The sequence below is a fragment of the Pseudomonas sp. S3_A03 genome, from assembly GCF_054668275.1.
Map to the genome: position 1 here is coordinate 4,884,277 of NZ_CP162753.1, position 16,500 is coordinate 4,900,776.

The following is a 16,500-nucleotide window of genomic DNA, read 5'->3' on the forward strand; positions in this document are numbered from 1 at the left end:
TGTGGGAGGGAGCAAGCCCCTCCCACATTTTGATCATTTTTTGTCTGGGTAATCGGTGTGCAGCTTGTCCAGCAACTGATCCTTCTCTTCCCACAGCCGGTTGATCCAGCCCTGGAACGCCAGCCTGTACTCGGCATCCTGCTCATAATTCTTGCCAATGAACTCGGCCGGGATCGGCACTTCTTCAAACTGCACCACCACGTCCTTCACCTTACCGCACAGCAAATCCCAGTAGCCTGGGCGCCCGGGAGGGTAGTGGATGGTCACGTTGACCAGTGATTTGAGCTGTTCCCCCATGGCATCCAGCACAAACGCGATACCGCCAGCCTTGGGCTTGAGCAAATAGCGAAACGGTGAGTTCTGCTGCGCATGTTTGCCCGGCGTAAACCGTGTGCCCTCGGCAAAGTTGAAAATGCCCACCGGGTTGTCGCGAAATTTCGCGCAGGTCTTGCGGGTGGTTTCCAGGTCCTTGCCTTTCTTCTCCGGGTGTTTCTCCAGGTAGGCCTTGGTGTAGCGCTTCATGAACGGAAAGCCCAGCGCCCACCACGCCAGGCCAATCACCGGCACCCAGATCAGCTCTTGCTTGAGAAAGAACTTGAGCGGGCGAATGCGGCGGTTGAGCACGTATTGCAGCACCATGATGTCGACCCAGCTCTGGTGGTTGCTGGTCACCAGGTACGAGTGCTGATAGTCCAGGCCCTCAAGCCCTTTGAGGTGCCAGCGCGTGCGTTGCACCAGGTTCATCCAGCCTTTGTTGTTGGTGACCCAGGCTTCGTGAGTGTGGTTCATCAGCCATTCGCTGAAACGCTTGGCAAACGGCAGTGCCTTGAACAGCGCGACGATAAACAGGAACGAACACAGCAGGATCGTGTTCAGCGCCAACAGCAGTGATGCGATCACCCCGCGCATGGCGGCAGGTAGAAAAGCCAGCATTTAGATATCCATAGGTCGGTTGGCGGCTTGGATCGCAGTCAGCGCGATGGTGTACACGATGTCATCCACTTGGGCGCCGCGCGGCAGGTCGTTGACCGGTTTGCGCAGGCCTTGGAGCATCGGCCCCAGACTCACGCAATCGGCGCTGCGTTGCACCGCTTTGTGGGTGGTATTGCCGGTGTTCAGGTCGGGGAACACAAACACCGTGGCCTTGCCGGCGACCTGGCTATTGGGGGCCAACTGCCGTGCCACGTTTTCGTTGGCGGCGGCGTCGTATTGCAGCGGGCCGTCGATCAGCAGAGAGCTTTGCTGTTCATGGGCGAGCAGGGTGGCTTCGCGAACCTTCTCCACTTCCTCGCCGCTGGCGGAATCGCCGCTGGAATAGCTGATCATCGCCACGCGCGGGGTGATGCCGAACGCGGCCGCCGAGTCGGCGCTTTGCAGGGCGATTTCTGCCAGTTCGGCGGCGCTTGGGTGCGGGTTCATCACGCAGTCGCCATACACCAGCACCTGCTCGGGGAACAGCATGAAGAACACCGACGACACCAGCGTACAGCCCGGCGCGGTCTTGATCAGTTGCAGGGCGGGGCGGATGGTATTCGCGGTGGAGTGAATGACGCCGGAGACCAGGCCGTCGACTTCATCCAGCGCGAGCATCATGGTGGCGATCACCACGGTGTCTTCCAGTTGCTGCTCGGCCATCGGCGCGTTGAGGCTCTTGCTCTTGCGCAGCGCCACCATTGGCTCGACATAGCGCTGGCGGATCAGGTCCGGGTCAAGGATCTCCAGCCCTTCGGGCAATTCGATGCCTTGGGCGCGGGCCACCGCTTCCACATCCGCAGGCTTGGCCAGCAGCACGCAACGGGCAATGCCACGGGCCTGACAGATGGCGGCCGCCTGCACGGTCAGCGGTTCGCTGCCTTCGGGCAACACGATGCGTTTGTTGGCGGCCTGGGCTCGCTGGATCAGTTGGTAGCGGAACACCGCCGGCGACAGGCGCATTTCCCGTGGCGTGCCGCAACGCTGGTGCAGCCAGCGCGCATCGAGGTGGCTGGCGACGAAATCGGTGATGATCTCGGCCCGCTCGCGGTCATCGATGGGGATTTCCTTGTTCAGGTTGTTAAGCAGGTTGGCGGTCTCGTAGGAGCCGGTACTCACCGACAGCACCGGCAACCCGGCCTGGAACGCGCCGCGGCACAGCTCCATGATGCGCGGGTCGGGCAGGGTATCGCTGGTCAACAGCAGGCCGGCCAAGGGCACGCCGTTGATCGCGGCCAGGCTGACGGCGAGGATGATGTCGTCACGGTCGCCGGGCGTTACCACCAGCACGCCGGGCTTGAGCAGTTCCACGGTGTTACGCATGGTGCGCGCGCAAATAATGATCTTGGTCATGCGCCGGGTTTCATAGTCGCCGGCATTGAGGATCTGTGCGCCCATCAGGTCGGCCACGTCGCGGGTGCGCGGCGCGTTGAGTTCGGGCTGATAAGGAATGCAGCCAAGCAGGCGGAAATCACCGCTGCGCAACAGCGGCGAATGTTCTTTAAGGCGCGCCGAGAACGCTTCCATGCTCTCGTCGGTGCGCACCTTGTTCAGGATGACGCCGAGTACTTTCGGGTCTTTTGGGCCGCCGAACAGTTGTGCCTGCAATTCCACGCGGCCGGAGAGTTCGGTGAGCACTTCGTTTTCCGGCGCCGATACCAGGATCACCTCGGCATCCAGGCTCTTGGCCAAGTGCAGGTTGACCCGCGCCGCATAACTGGCGCTGCGCGTGGGCACCATGCCTTCGACGATCAGCACGTCTTTGCCCACGGCCGCCTGCTGATACAGCGTGATGATTTCTTCGAGCAACTCGTCGAGCTGGCCGTCGCCGAGCATCCGCTCGACATGGGGCAGGCCCAGCGGGGGCGGCGGTTTGAGGCCGTGGGTGCGTGCCACCAGTTCGGTGGAGCGCTCAGGGCCGGTATCGCCTGGGTGCGGTTGGGCAATCGGCTTGAAAAAGCCGACTTTAAGCCCGGCTCGCTCAAGGGTACGCACCAGCCCAAGGCTGATGGAGGTCAGGCCCACACCAAAATCGGTGGGCGCGATAAAAAAAGTCTGCATGCGAATTCTCTGGAGGTGCATGGCTTCGGCGGCGCTCTATGGCTGAGTGCCTACCGGGAATCAGGCGCCAAGGTTATCGTTATTCACGCGCTTGCGTACACCAGCCGCAGGCAAAGGGCTGGCCTATTTTTTCCAGACGTTGTGCGGGGTCGAGCACCCAGGCGCGCGACTGCCATGGCGGCTGGTGGCGCAGGTGCTGGGTGTGGCCGCAGGACAGCTCGGCCACCCAGTGCCCGTCTTCGTCCTGATGAAAACCACAGACAGTGACCGTTTGTCGGCCCCGTCTGTCCGGGTTCCGTTCGCTTTCGGGCAAATCCTTGTTTAGACTTGTCCGTTCTTCATTCTTATGCAAAAGGTCTCGCCCCATGACGATCGCCGCTAACAAGGCTGTCTCCATCGACTATACCCTGACCAACGACGCTGGTGAGGTCATCGACAGCTCAGCCGGCGGCGCGCCGCTGGTCTACCTGCAAGGCGCAGGTAACATCATCCCAGGCCTGGAAAAGGCTCTGGAAGGCAAGGCAGTTGGTGATGAACTGACCGTTGCCGTAGAACCTGAAGATGCGTATGGCGAATATTCCGCCGAACTGGTCAGCACCCTGAGCCGCAGCATGTTCGAAGGCGTCGACGAACTGGAAGTGGGCATGCAGTTCCACGCTTCCGCGCCGGATGGCCAAATGCAGATCGTGACCATCCGTGATCTGGACGGCGACGACGTGACCGTTGATGGCAACCACCCGCTGGCGGGTCAGCGCCTGAACTTCCAGGTGAAGATCGTTGCCATCCGCGACGCCTCCCAGGAAGAAGTGGCCCATGGTCACGTCCACGGTGAAGGCGGTCATCACCATTGATTGATGTTTTGATCAAGCGGTAGCCAAAACGCCCCGACCTGTTCGGGGCGTTTTTTTATCTGAAATTCACCGCGTTCCAAATGTGGAAGGCGCACTTCAGAAAACAAAAATGCCCCGGACCTTTCGGTACGGGGCATTTCTTAACTGTTTCGCAACCTGGGCTGCGTTGCAGTTGTTACCACTTAGGCTGCGGCAGCAACGCTCAGAGCCTTGATGTGGCCATTCAGGCGGCTCTTATGACGAGCGGCCTTGTTCTTGTGGATGATGCCTTTATCGGCCATACGGTCGATAACAGGCACAGCCAGAACGTAAGCTGCTTGAGCTTTTTCAGCGTCTTTGGTGTCGATGGCTTTAACTACATTCTTGATGTAGGTACGAACCATGGAACGCAGGCTGGCGTTGTGGCTGCGACGCTTCTCAGCCTGTTTTGCACGTTTTTTGGCGGAAGGTGTGTTGGCCACCGTCGAGCTCCTCGAAAGACTTTTTAGGAAATAGCAAACAAAATAGGCCGCGAATCATGCCGATGACTTGACGGGTTGTCAAGGGCGGCTGATGCGAACTGCTGAGTGGTCGATCTGAAGAGGCGGGTGATTTATTTCCGGCGCTTGACCTGTAAACTCGCGAGCTTTGGCTCTGTGCTGTTGCAGGCGCGCAGTATCGCATAAGTAGGCGCTTTGTTCGCCTGCTCTTTATCCATAGGCGCAAACTCTTTCAATGAATCTGCTCAAATCGTTGGCCGCCGTCAGCTCTATCACGATGATCTCCCGGGTTTTAGGGTTTGTGCGTGACACCCTGCTGGCGCGTATTTTTGGCGCCAGTATGGCCACGGATGCGTTCTTTATTGCCTTTAAATTGCCCAACCTGCTGCGGCGGATCTTCGCCGAGGGGGCCTTTTCCCAGGCATTTGTACCGATCCTGGCGGAATACAAAACCCAGCAGGGCGAGGAGGCGACCCGAACCTTTATTGCCTACGTCTCGGGCCTGCTGACCCTGGTGTTGATGCTGGTGACGCTCATCGGCATGCTTGCGGCGCCCTGGGTCATCTGGGCCACGGCCCCCGGCTTTGCCAATACCCCGGAAAAATTCGCGCTGACCACCGACCTGCTGCGAGTGACCTTTCCTTATATATTGCTGATCTCCCTGTCGTCCCTGGCCGGGGCGATCCTCAATACCTGGAACCGTTTCTCGGTGCCGGCATTCGTACCGACCCTGCTTAACGTCAGCATGATCGTCTTCGCGTTGTTCCTCACGCCGTACTTCGAGCCGCCGGTGATGGCCCTGGGCTGGGCCGTGCTGGCCGGTGGCCTGGCGCAATTGTTGTACCAGCTGCCGCACCTGAAAAAGATCGGCATGCTGGTGTTGCCGCGTTTGAACCTCAAGGACACCGGCGTGTGGCGCGTCATGCGCAATATGCTGCCGGCGATCCTCGGCGTGTCGGTCAGCCAGATCTCCCTGATCATTAACACTGCGTTCGCTTCGTTGCTGGTGTCGGGCTCTGTGTCGTGGATGTACTACGCCGACCGCCTGATGGAACTGCCCTCCGGCGTGCTCGGCGTGGCCCTCGGTACCATTCTGCTGCCAACCCTGGCGCGTACCTACGCGAGCAAGGACCGCCAGGAATACTCGCGCATCCTCGATTGGGGGCTGCGCCTGTGCTTCGTCCTGGTGTTGCCCTGCGCCCTGGCCCTGGGCATCCTCGCCGAGCCGCTGACGGTGGCGCTGTTCCAATACGGGCAATTCGATGCCCATGACGCGTTAATGACGCAGCACGCGCTGGTCGCCTATTCCGTGGGCCTGCTGGGCATCATCGTGATCAAAGTGCTGGCACCGGGGTTTTATGCGCAGCAGAACATCCGTACGCCGGTAAAAATCGCGATCTTCACCTTGATCGTCACCCAACTGCTGAACCTGGTGTTTATCGGCCCGCTGGCCCACGCCGGCCTGGCCCTGGCGATCAGCGCCGGTGCGTGCATCAACGCTGGCCTTTTGTTTTACCAACTGCGCAAACAGCAGATGTTCCAGCCGCAACCGGGTTGGGGCCTGTTTGCGCTCAAGCTGCTGGTGGCGGTGGCAATGATGTCGGCGGTGCTGCTCGGGCTGATGCACGTGATGCCCGCCTGGAGCGAAGGCCATATGCTGGAGCGCTTCATGCGCCTGGGCGTGCTGGTCGTCGCTGGCGTGGTGGTGTACTTCGGCATGTTGCTGCTGCAGGGTTTCCGTTTGCGGGATTTCAATCGCAAGTCCCTGAGTTAGAGAGTTTGCCGCGATAAAACGGCAGTTTTATCGATTCGACCCATTTGGCCTGCGCTGTTGCCTGTCGTCCGGGGCCGGGTGTGGTTATAATCGACCACTTTATGAGCAAGAAGCGCGTTATGCAGCTGGTTCGAGGTCTCCACAACCTGCGCCCCGAGCATCGGGGCTGCGTCGCCACTATTGGCAACTTTGACGGTGTTCACCGTGGCCACCAGGCTATCCTGGCCCGGCTGCGCGAGCGCGCCGTCGAGTTGGGCGTACCCAGCTGCGTGGTGATTTTTGAGCCACAGCCGCGGGAGTTCTTTACCCCAGAAACGGCTCCGGCCCGCCTGGCCCGCTTGCGGGACAAGCTGCAACTGCTGGCTGAAGAAGGCGTGGACCGCGTTCTCTGCCTGGCTTTCAACCAGCGCTTGCAAAGCCTCAGCGCCGCCGAATTCGTCGATCGCATCCTGGTGGATGGCTTGGGCGTACAACACCTGGAGGTCGGTGACGACTTCCGTTTTGGTTGCGACCGCGTCGGCGATTTCGATTTCCTGCAACACGCTGGCGTAGAGCAGGGTTTTACCGTCGAGGCCGCGCAAACCGTCGAACTGGACGGCCTGCGCGTGAGCAGTACACAGGTGCGTAACGCCCTGGCCGCTGCCGACTTCGCCTTGGCCGAGCGATTGCTCGGTCGCCCGTTCCGCATTGCCGGGCGGGTGTTGCACGGCCAGAAGTTGGCGCGCCAATTAGGCACGCCTACCGCCAACGTGCAACTCAAGCGCCGTCGAGTGCCGTTGACCGGGGTTTACCTGGTGAGCGTCGACATCGACGGCCAATCGTGGCCGGGAGTCGCCAATATAGGCGTCAGGCCAACGGTTGCAGGTGATGGCAAGGCCCACCTGGAAGTTCACCTTTTGGATTTTGCCGGTGATTTATATGACCGGCGTTTGACGGTGGTTTTCCACCAGAAGCTGCGTGAAGAGCAGCGTTTCGCCTCCCTTGAGGCGTTGAAAACGGCGATCAATGCGGATGTCGCCGCCGCCCGTGCACTAGCCGCACCTAGCGCCCATCGCTAACCGAAGAGCCTTAAATGACCGACTATAAAGCCACGCTAAACCTTCCGGACACCGCCTTCCCAATGAAGGCCGGCCTGCCACAGCGCGAACCGCAGATCCTGCAGCGCTGGGACAGTATTGGCCTGTACGGAAAGTTGCGCGAAATTGGCAAGGATCGTCCGAAGTTCGTCCTGCACGACGGCCCTCCTTATGCCAACGGCACGATTCACATCGGTCATGCGCTGAACAAGATTCTCAAGGACATGATCCTGCGCTCCAAAACCCTTTCGGGCTTCGACGCACCCTATGTCCCGGGTTGGGACTGCCACGGCCTGCCGATCGAGCACAAAGTCGAAGTGACCTACGGCAAGAACCTGGGTGCCGATAAAACCCGCGAACTGTGCCGTGCCTACGCCACCGAGCAGATCGAAGGGCAGAAGTCCGAGTTCATCCGCCTGGGTGTGCTGGGCGACTGGGCCAACCCGTACAAAACCATGAACTTCAAGAACGAGGCCGGTGAAATCCGTGCCTTGGCCGAAATCGTCAAGGGCGGTTTCGTGTTCAAGGGCCTCAAGCCCGTGAACTGGTGCTTTGACTGCGGTTCGGCCCTGGCTGAAGCGGAAGTCGAGTACGAAGACAAGAAGTCCTCGACCATCGACGTGGCCTTCCCGATCGCCGACGACGCCAAGCTGGCCGAGGCTTTCGGCCTGGCAAGCCTGGCCAAGCCGGCTGCCATCGTGATCTGGACCACCACCCCCTGGACCATTCCCGCCAACCAGGCGCTGAACGTGCACCCGGAATTCACCTACGCCCTGGTGGACGTGGGTGATCGCCTGCTGGTGCTCGCCGAGGAAATGGTCGAGGCGTGCCTGGCGCGTTACGAACTGCAAGGCTCGGTGATCGCCACCACCACCGGCTCCGCGCTGGAACTGATCAACTTCCGTCACCCGTTCTATGACCGCCTGTCGCCGGTGTACCTGGCTGACTACGTCGAGCTGGGTTCGGGTACTGGCATTGTCCACTGCTCGCCGGCCTACGGCGTGGACGACTTCGTGATCTGCAAGAAATACGGCATGGTCAACGACGACATCATCAACCCGGTACAGAGCAACGGTGTCTACGTGCCGTCGCTGGAGTTCTTCGGCGGCCAGTTCATCTTCAAGGCCGATCAGCCGATCATCGACAAGTTGCGTGAAGTCGGTGCGCTGATGCAAACCGACACCATCAAGCACAGCTACATGCACTGCTGGCGCCACAAGACTCCGCTGATCTACCGCGCCACTGCGCAGTGGTTCATCGGCATGGACAAAGCGCCGACCAGCGGCGACACCCTGCGTGTTCGCTCGCTCAAAGCCATTGAAGACACCCAGTTCGTGCCGGCCTGGGGCCAGGCGCGCCTGCACTCGATGATCGCCAATCGCCCGGACTGGTGCATCTCCCGCCAACGTAACTGGGGCGTGCCGATCCCGTTCTTCCTGAACAAGGAAAGCGGCGAACTGCACCCGCGCACCGTCGAACTGATGGAAGTCGTGGCCCAGCGCGTTGAACAGGAAGGCATCGAAGCCTGGTTCAAGCTGGACGCCGCCGAGCTGCTGGGCGACGAAGCGCCGCAGTACGACAAGATCAGCGACACCCTCGACGTGTGGTTCGACTCCGGCACCACCCATTGGCACGTGCTGCGTGGTTCGCACCCGATGGGCCATGACGCTGGCCCGCGTGCCGACCTGTACCTGGAAGGCTCCGACCAACACCGTGGCTGGTTCCACTCTTCGTTGCTGACCGGTTGCGCTATCGACAATCACGCGCCGTACCGCGAACTGCTGACCCACGGCTTCACCGTCGACGAGACGGGTCGCAAGATGTCCAAGTCGCTGAAAAACGTGATCGAACCGAAAAAAATCAACGACACCCTGGGCGCCGACATCATGCGCCTGTGGGTGGCGTCTACCGATTACTCGGGCGAAATCGCCGTGTCGGACCAGATCCTGGCCCGCAGCGCCGATGCCTACCGCCGTATCCGTAATACCGCGCGCTTCCTGCTGTCGAACCTGACCGGTTTTAACCCGGCCACCGACATCCTGCCGGCCGAGGACATGCTCGCCCTGGACCGTTGGGCCGTGGACCGTACCCTGTTGCTGCAGCGCGAGTTGCAGGAACACTACGGCGAATACCGCTTCTGGAACGTCTACTCGAAAATCCACAACTTCTGCGTGCAGGAGCTCGGTGGTTTCTACCTCGACATCATCAAGGACCGCCAGTACACCACCGGCGCCAACAGCAAGGCACGCCGCTCGGCGCAGACCGCGCTGTACCACATCTCTGAAGCGCTGGTGCGCTGGATCGCGCCGATCCTGGCCTTCACCGCCGACGAGCTGTGGGAATACCTGCCGGGCGAGCGTAACGAATCGGTCATGCTCAACACCTGGTATGAAGGCCTGACCGAGTTGCCGGCTGACTTCGAACTGGGCCGCGAATACTGGGAAGGCGTAATGGCCGTCAAGGTCGCGGTGAACAAGGAGCTGGAGGTTCAGCGTGCGGCCAAAGCCGTTGGCGGCAACCTGCAAGCCGAAGTCACCCTGTTTGCCGAGGAAGGCCTGACGGCCGACCTGGCCAAGCTGAGCAACGAACTGCGCTTCGTGCTGATCACCTCCACCGCGAGCCTGGCGCCATTCGCCCAGGCCCCGGCGGACGCCGTGGCCACCGAAGTGCCGGGCCTCAAGCTCAAAGTGGTCAAGTCGGCCTTCCCCAAGTGCGCGCGTTGCTGGCACTGCCGTGAAGATGTCGGCGTAAACCCGGAGCATCCGGAAATCTGCGGTCGTTGCGTCGACAACATTTCCGGTGAAGGCGAGGTTCGTCACTATGCCTGACACCCGTCGTTTCGGACGCCTGGGCTTGCTCGTGTTGAGCCTGCTGATCCTGATCATTGACCAGGTCAGCAAGGCTCACTTCGAAGGCTCCCTGGAAATGTTCCAGCAAATCGTGGTGATCCCGGATTACTTCAGTTGGACCCTGGCCTACAACACCGGCGCCGCCTTCAGTTTCCTCGCCGATGGTGGTGGTTGGCAGCGTTGGTTGTTTGCCCTGATCGCCTTGGTGGTCAGTGCGGTGCTGGTGGTCTGGCTCAAGCGCCTGGGCCGTGATGACACCTGGCTTGCCGTCGCCCTGGCCCTGGTGCTGGGCGGTGCACTGGGTAACCTGTACGACCGCATTGCCCTCGGCCATGTGATCGACTTCATCCTGGTGCATTGGCAGAACCGTCATTATTTCCCTGCGTTCAACTTCGCCGACAGTGCCATCACCGTGGGCGCAATCATGCTGGCGCTGGATATGTTTAAAAGTAAGAAAACCGGAGAGACCGTCAATGACTGATCAGGTATTGGCTGAGCAACGCATCGGCCAGAACACGGAAGTCACTTTGCATTTCGCACTGCGTCTGGAAAATGGCGACACGGTCGACAGCACGTTCGACAAGGCCCCGGCGACCTTCAAAGTCGGCGACGGCAACCTGCTGCCGGGTTTCGAAGCGGCACTGTTCGGTTTCAAGGCCGGTGACAAGCGCACCCTGCAGATCCTGCCGGAAAACGCCTTTGGCCAGCCCAACCCGCAAAACGTACAGATCATCCCGCGTTCGCAGTTCCAGGATATGGAACTGTCGGAAGGCCTGCTGGTGATTTTCAACGATGCGGCGAACACTGAATTGCCTGGCGTGGTGAAAGCATTTGATGACGCGCAAGTGACCATCGACTTCAACCACCCGTTGGCTGGCAAGACACTGACCTTTGACGTCGAGATTATTAACGTCAAAGCGCTGTAACTGAGCGTACGCGCTCTAAAATGTGGGAGGGGGCTAGCTCCCGATAGCGGCGTATCAGCTAAATATGTACAGACTGATATACCGATATCGGGAGCCAGCCCCCTCCCACCTTTGATCTCCATTGTTGGTTGAGTCAGTGTCAAATTGACTCAATGTGGCTGCAAAACACGAGGCACAGCATGCAAATCAAACTCGCCAACCCCCGTGGTTTCTGCGCCGGCGTGGATAGGGCGATCGAAATCGTCAACCGCGCCCTTGAAGTCTTCGGGCCGCCTATCTACGTGCGCCATGAAGTCGTCCACAACAAATTCGTGGTCGAGGACCTGCGCGCACGCGGTGCGATCTTTGTCGAAGAGCTGGATCAGGTGCCGGACGACGTTATCGTTATCTTCAGCGCCCATGGTGTTTCCCAGGCCGTGCGTACCGAAGCGGCAGGCCGTGGCCTGAAAGTCTTCGACGCCACGTGCCCGCTGGTCACCAAGGTGCATATCGAAGTCGCGCGCTACAGTCGCGACGGTCGTGAATGCATCCTGATCGGCCATGCCGGCCACCCGGAAGTTGAAGGCACCATGGGCCAGTACGACGCCAGTAATGGCGGCGCGATTTACCTGGTGGAAGACGAAAAAGACGTCGCCAGCCTACAGGTGAATAACCCTGAACGTTTGGCCTTCGTGACCCAGACCACCTTGTCCATGGACGATACCAGTCGCGTGATCGATGCCCTGCGCACCCGCTTTCCAGCCATTGGCGGCCCGCGCAAAGACGACATTTGCTACGCCACCCAAAACCGCCAGGATGCGGTCAAGCAACTGGCTGATGAATGCGATGTGGTACTGGTCGTCGGCAGCCCAAACAGCTCCAACTCCAACCGCCTGCGCGAGTTGGCTGAGCGCATGGCGACACCGGCATACCTGATCGACGGTGCCGAAGACCTGCAGCGCAGCTGGTTCGACGGTGTCGAGCGGATCGGTATCACCGCCGGCGCCTCGGCCCCGGAAGTGCTGGTGCGCGGCGTTATCCAGCAACTGCATGCCTGGGGTGCTACCGGCGCTGATGAATTGGCTGGCCGTGAGGAGAACATCACGTTCTCTATGCCCAAGGAGCTGCGGGTGCGCTCGCTGCTGTGACGGCCGGGATGCCGGAATAGCTCCGGCACAACGCCTGCTCGGCTTTGTCGCTGCGCAGGCTGATGCGCCCGCTGGGTGCCAACACCACCTGGTGCAAGCTCTGGGGCTGGTCCGTGGCGCAGACATGCACCGTGCCGGCCCGAAACCCTCCTCCTGAAAACACCGGTTCGCCCAGCCCGTTGAAACGTACCTGGCTCTTGACCGGCCCATTGCCGACGATGGGCACGCGCCCGCTGTTCTGGCGCTCCAGCAGTACGGGGTTGTCATCGTCCTCTTGACCGCGCCCGCTCAGATCCGCGATTACCCGCCAGCCTTGGCTCCAGTCATCATTGACGGCGTAAATGACCACCGCCCGGTTGCGTACGATGGCTTCAGTGCGGGCGAAGCGAAGCCCGCTCGCCAGTGATCGTGCCGCGCTCTGTCGTTGCTGTGACTCGAGCAGGCTCTTGAAACCGGGCACGGCCAGGTGCGCCAGGATGCCGCTCACCAGCAGCCCGAGCAGCAGTTCTATTAAAGTGAAACCCCGTTGGCGCATGTAATGTTTCTCCGTGGACGCAGGTCTGGATGCGGCTCAGTCAAAGGTATAGCGGCTGGAACGAGGCGCTGGATGATGGCCTTTACGTCCAAAGTATTTCCCTTTGTTCCGCGAGCGGCACGGGCGAAAAACCAGCGCTAGGCTTGAGTCGCACGGCGGGCTTTGCCTGCTTTTCTGGCCTTCGACACGGATCGCGACGGTAATGCAGATTTATGTGAACACTTGTTTTTCCTGCTCTTTACCCCGGTACCAAATCGGCATGACGCTGATCGAGGCGCTGGTAGCGGTGCTGATTCTTACCGTTGGTCTGTTAGGTGCGGCTGCGCTTCAGCTCAATGCGCTCAAGTACACCGACAGCGCGAGGATGGCCAGCCAAGCCAGTTTCATCGCCTATGACATGCTCGACCGAATCCGCGCCAATTCCAGCGCGGACTACCAATGTGGGCGAATTGAGCGAGCCCCGACCACCTCTGCCGGGGTGCGCGACCTGGATCTGCGCGATTTCCAGAGCAACATCCTCGGGTTTGCCGGCGAGAGCGCCAAAGGCGCGGTAGCGGTCAGTGCAGATGAAGTGACCGTGAGCATCCGTTGGGATGACAGCAGGGCGACGCACACGGCCGGAGCCCGGGAAACGTTCACGCTGACCAGTCGCATCGGCTCTGCGTCACGAGTGGCGCAATGAGGTACCGGGTTCGCGGTTTCAGTCTGGTGGAGTTGTTATTGGCCTTGGTTATCGGGCTTGTGTTGTTGCTTGGCGCAAGCCAGGTGCTGATCAGTTCCCGCGTGACCCACGCCAGTCAACAGGCGGCGATGCTGCTGCAAGATGACGCACGCTTTGTACTGAGCAAAATGATCCAGGATATTCGTCAGGCAGGCATGTTTGGCTGTTTGGCCCCGGCGTTTATCGAGAATGCGCCTTTAGCCTTTGATCGCCCCATCGCCTGGAGTGCCGGGGGCGGTTCGACTTCGCTGACGTTGCTCACGGCGCAGGTTGGCGAAGAGGGTGGCAGGCCGGATTGGACGGTACTGTCGGACTGCACGTCCACTGCCCACGCCTATATCGGTAACGCTCCTGCGCCCGAGCCCGGGCGAGATCCGTTTTGCTATACGCCAACTCACCTATACCTTCGAGACCGGGCAGTTGAAGGTCGCCACGCCCAATGCACCGGCCAAGGCGGTACTGGTGGATAACGTACGGGCATTCGATATCAGTTTCGGCGTGGCCGCCAGGTTGGATTCGACAGGCGTTGTGCGTTACGAGACCCGCCCCGCCGACGAAGCCTTGATCCGCAGCGTGCGCCTGCGCATGACTCTGCAAGACCCAGCTGGCCGTGTCAAAGACCAAACCTACAGTGTCGTGGCGGCGCTGCGAAACCGCCTGGGGTAGGGGCATCTTGATGATGGTGGGTATTTCTTCGCGACAGACGGGCATGGTCTTGCTGACCAGCCTGGTCCTTCTGCTGCTGTTGTCGTTGATCGGCTTGTCGTCGATGCAGGGGGCCGTTACCCAGCAAAAGATCGCCGGCAGCCTTTGGCATCGCAACCAGTCGTTCCAAAGTGCCGAGAGCGGCTTGAGGCTGGGGGAACGGGCTGTGCAGCAAATGGGCGCCGTCATGCCCCTGTGCCGGTCGATCATCCATTGTGCGCCGCCGGGCGAGGCATTTTCGGTGCTGGGCGCCGGGGCTCATCCTGTTTCGGCGGTTAGCTGGGTTGCCCTCAAGGCTGGGCTTTATGGGGTTCAATCCTTGGGGGTTGGGACCGGGCTGGCGCATTTGCCGCCGCACAGTTCTGCGGCGTTGTTCCGGGTCACGGCGGTCGGCCTCAGTGGTCAATCGCGCACCGTATTGGAGACCGTGTATGCGCGGGTAGAAGAGCAGGGGCGCTCGCGGTTTCAGCGAGTGGCGTGGCGACAACTTCAATGAGGAGCAGTGGGATGGGCAAGGACAGCCTGGGCTTTACCCTGATCGAGTTACTGATCGCCATGGCGATCATCGCATTTATGGCCGGGATCGCTTACCCCGGCTACTCCGGCCATGTGAAGAAGGTTTATCGCGCGGAAATTGTCGCGTTGTTGAACGAGCAAGCCCAGCACCTGGAGCGCTTTTATACGAGCAACGGCACTTTTATTGACGCCAGTGGCATCAGCGCGGGCAATGATCGCTATAGAATCACCGCTGTGTTGAATCCTCAGGATTTCCACCTGCTGGCGGTGCCGATCACAGGCTCAGCTATGGTCGACGACCCGTGCGGTAACTTCAGCTTGACCAGCACCGGTGCGCGGGAAAACCCGGATGCAGCGCCTGAAATGTCGCGGCGCCAGTGCTGGGGGCAGTGATGAGAGTGTTGGATGACTGGGCGCCAGGTGCGCTTGTTTCTTTTTATCGGCTGGATCGAATGATGGCTAAGCAACAGCAAGTGGTGATCGTCGGTGGCGGAGTCATCGGTTTGTTGACGGCGTACAACCTTGCGACCCAGGGGCAGGCGGTGGTGCTGCTGGAGCGCGCGGGCGTGGGGCAGGAGTCGTCCTGGGCGGGGGGCGGTATTGTTTCGCCCCTGTATCCGTGGCGCTATAGCCCGGCGGTCACCGCGCTGGCGCATTGGTCCCAAGATTTTTATCCACAACTGGCCGAGCGGCTGTTTGCCGCTACGGGTATCGACCCGCAGGTACATACCACTGGCCTGTACTGGCTGGACCTGGACGACGAAACCGAGGCGCTGGCTTGGGCTGCCCGTGAAGGTCGCCCCCTGAGCAAGGTCGATATGGCGGCTGCCCATGACGCGGTTCCGGTGCTGGGTGGTGGGTATTCCCAGGCGATCCATATGGCCGACGTGGCGAATGTGCGTAACCCGCGCCTGGTCAAGTCGCTCAAGGCTGCGTTGCTGGCTCTACCCGGCGTCACCCTCTACGAACAGTGCGAAGTCAGCGGGTTTGTCCTCGGCGATGGGCGCGTGTTGGGGGTGAATACGGCACATGGCCCGATCCTGGGCAAACAGGTGGTGCTGGCGGCGGGCGCGTGGAGCGGTGAGCTGCTGGGCACGCTGGGCTTGTCGCTGCCAGTGGAGCCGGTAAAAGGCCAGATGATCCTCTACAAATGCGCTGCGGATTTCCTGTCGTGCATGGTGCTGGCCAAGGGGCGTTATGCGATCCCGCGGCGCGACGGGCATATCCTGATTGGCAGTACTCTGGAGCACGAAGGCTTCGACAAGACCCCCACTGACACCGCATTGGAAAGCCTCAAGGCCTCAGCCGTAGAACTGATTCCCGCGCTGGCGGACGCCGAGGTGGTTGGGCACTGGGCCGGTTTGCGGCCAGGTTCGCCGGAAGGCATTCCGTATATCGGCCAGGTGCCGGGCTTCGAAGGGTTGTGGCTCAATTGCGGGCATTATCGCAATGGCCTGGTGCTGGCGCCGGCTTCCTGTCAGTTGTTCGCCGATCTGTTGCTGGCTCGTACGCCGATCATCGACCCTTCACCTTATGCGCCTGAAGGGCGAGTCAACGCTGGATAGACTTCGGCCCTTGCTCCAAATGCGCCTGGGTGCAGTACCACTCCTGGCGCAAGCTGAGGGCGCGGTCCTGCGGCAGGTGCACGCCGCAGTGAGCGCAGCGCACCATCAGTGCCGAATGGGGCTCGCCGGCACGCTGTTGCTTGGCGGCTGGGCTTTTGAATTTGCGCCAGAACCATACCGCGGCAGCAATAACGGCGATCCAGAACAGAAGACGAAGCATAGTGGGCAGTTCTCGACAAGTAATGCGCCAGTTTAGCCAAGGACATGTCGGGCGCACAGAGTAATAATGCTCACCCATAAAAAAGGAGCCCCCTGGGGGCTCCTTTTTACGTTTCGCCGACTG

At 60.6% G+C, this 16,500-nt stretch carries 17 protein-coding genes and 1 pseudogene; 12 read left to right on the forward strand and 6 right to left on the reverse strand.

The features are described 5' to 3' along the window. Positions 1-33: 33 nt before the first annotated feature. The 3 genes from AB4O25_RS22315 to AB4O25_RS22325 all read right to left on the reverse strand — a co-directional run bounded on the left by AB4O25_RS22315 (position 34) and on the right by AB4O25_RS22325 (position 3,400). Entirely contained in the window at positions 34-933 is a 900-nt protein-coding gene (locus AB4O25_RS22315; protein ID WP_017529886.1) for an acyltransferase, read from the reverse strand. Further along, a complete protein-coding gene (pta, locus tag AB4O25_RS22320) occupies positions 934-3,033 on the reverse strand; it encodes a phosphate acetyltransferase (protein ID WP_017529885.1) in 2,100 nt (699 codons plus the stop codon). Between the two features lie 79 nt (positions 3,034-3,112). Then, on the reverse strand, positions 3,113-3,400 hold the full coding sequence (locus AB4O25_RS22325) for a DUF3565 domain-containing protein (protein WP_065877324.1): 288 nt from the start codon (positions 3,398-3,400) through the stop codon (positions 3,113-3,115). Here AB4O25_RS22325 and AB4O25_RS22330 point away from each other — a divergent pair. Next, positions 3,399-3,884: an FKBP-type peptidyl-prolyl cis-trans isomerase gene (locus AB4O25_RS22330; protein WP_003171645.1), complete on the forward strand. Its 486-nt coding sequence runs from the start codon at positions 3,399-3,401 to the stop codon at positions 3,882-3,884. The two genes, AB4O25_RS22325 and AB4O25_RS22330, sit on opposite strands and share 2 nt — an antisense overlap. A gap of 182 nt (positions 3,885-4,066) precedes the next feature. Here the strand turns inward: AB4O25_RS22330 and rpsT are convergent, their stop codons facing one another. Then, the gene (gene rpsT / locus AB4O25_RS22335; RefSeq protein WP_016976313.1) at positions 4,067-4,345 is read right to left on the reverse strand and encodes a 30S ribosomal protein S20; all 279 of its coding nucleotides are present in this window, start codon (positions 4,343-4,345) and stop codon (positions 4,067-4,069) included. A gap of 253 nt (positions 4,346-4,598) precedes the next feature. Between rpsT and murJ the strand changes: the two genes are divergently transcribed. From murJ to ispH, 6 genes are all read left to right on the forward strand, one after another. Further along, positions 4,599-6,137: a murein biosynthesis integral membrane protein MurJ gene (murJ, locus tag AB4O25_RS22340; protein ID WP_065877323.1), complete on the forward strand. Its 1,539-nt coding sequence runs from the start codon at positions 4,599-4,601 to the stop codon at positions 6,135-6,137. A gap of 119 nt (positions 6,138-6,256) precedes the next feature. Then, positions 6,257-7,195, forward strand: coding sequence for a bifunctional riboflavin kinase/FAD synthetase (gene ribF / locus AB4O25_RS22345; RefSeq protein WP_017529882.1), 939 nt, complete (start codon positions 6,257-6,259; stop codon positions 7,193-7,195). A 14-nt stretch (positions 7,196-7,209) separates the two neighbouring features. Further along, the gene (ileS, locus tag AB4O25_RS22350) at positions 7,210-10,041 is read left to right on the forward strand and encodes an isoleucine--tRNA ligase (RefSeq protein ID WP_065877322.1); all 2,832 of its coding nucleotides are present in this window, start codon (positions 7,210-7,212) and stop codon (positions 10,039-10,041) included. Beyond that, a complete protein-coding gene (lspA, locus tag AB4O25_RS22355; RefSeq protein ID WP_017529880.1) occupies positions 10,034-10,543 on the forward strand; it encodes a signal peptidase II in 510 nt (169 codons plus the stop codon). Before ileS ends, lspA begins: the two co-directional genes overlap by 8 nt. A gap of 7 nt (positions 10,544-10,550) precedes the next feature. Beyond that, positions 10,551-10,988 carry an FKBP-type peptidyl-prolyl cis-trans isomerase gene (fkpB, locus tag AB4O25_RS22360; protein WP_175404195.1) on the forward strand — a complete coding sequence of 146 codons (438 nt, stop codon included), beginning with the start codon at positions 10,551-10,553 and terminating at the stop codon, positions 10,986-10,988. 179 nt (positions 10,989-11,167) lie between these two features. Further along, entirely contained in the window at positions 11,168-12,115 is a 948-nt protein-coding gene (gene ispH, locus AB4O25_RS22365; RefSeq protein ID WP_017529878.1) for a 4-hydroxy-3-methylbut-2-enyl diphosphate reductase, read from the forward strand. Here the strand turns inward: ispH and AB4O25_RS22370 are convergent. Further along, positions 12,078-12,650, reverse strand: coding sequence for a GspH/FimT family pseudopilin (locus AB4O25_RS22370; RefSeq protein WP_460149985.1), 573 nt, complete (start codon positions 12,648-12,650; stop codon positions 12,078-12,080). The two genes, ispH and AB4O25_RS22370, sit on opposite strands and share 38 nt — an antisense overlap. A gap of 202 nt (positions 12,651-12,852) precedes the next feature. On the opposite strand from AB4O25_RS22370, the gene pilV reads away from it, so the two are divergent. The 5 genes and pseudogenes from pilV (at position 12,853) to thiO (ending at position 16,157) form a co-directional block, all read left to right on the forward strand. After that, positions 12,853-13,332, forward strand: coding sequence for a type IV pilus modification protein PilV (pilV, locus tag AB4O25_RS22375; RefSeq protein WP_460149986.1), 480 nt, complete (start codon positions 12,853-12,855; stop codon positions 13,330-13,332). Continuing rightward, a pseudogene (locus AB4O25_RS22380) lies at positions 13,329-14,037 on the forward strand (PilW family protein). Before pilV ends, AB4O25_RS22380 begins: the two are co-directional and overlap by 4 nt. Before the next feature lie 10 nt (positions 14,038-14,047). Further along, positions 14,048-14,572, forward strand: a complete 525-nt coding sequence (locus AB4O25_RS22385; RefSeq protein WP_116078484.1) for a pilus assembly PilX family protein — start codon at positions 14,048-14,050, stop codon at positions 14,570-14,572. 11 nt (positions 14,573-14,583) lie between these two features. Next, complete coding sequence (locus AB4O25_RS22390; protein WP_135196370.1) at positions 14,584-14,985, forward strand: type IV pilin protein; 402 nt, start codon at positions 14,584-14,586, stop codon at positions 14,983-14,985. Positions 14,986-15,047: 62 nt separating this feature from the next. After that, entirely contained in the window at positions 15,048-16,157 is a 1,110-nt protein-coding gene (gene thiO, locus AB4O25_RS22395) for a glycine oxidase ThiO (RefSeq protein ID WP_135196371.1), read from the forward strand. Here the strand turns inward: thiO and AB4O25_RS22400 are convergent. Beyond that, entirely contained in the window at positions 16,144-16,377 is a 234-nt protein-coding gene (locus AB4O25_RS22400; protein ID WP_017529871.1) for a PP0621 family protein, read from the reverse strand. The genes thiO and AB4O25_RS22400 overlap by 14 nt on opposite strands. Between the last annotated feature and the right edge of the window lie 123 nt (positions 16,378-16,500).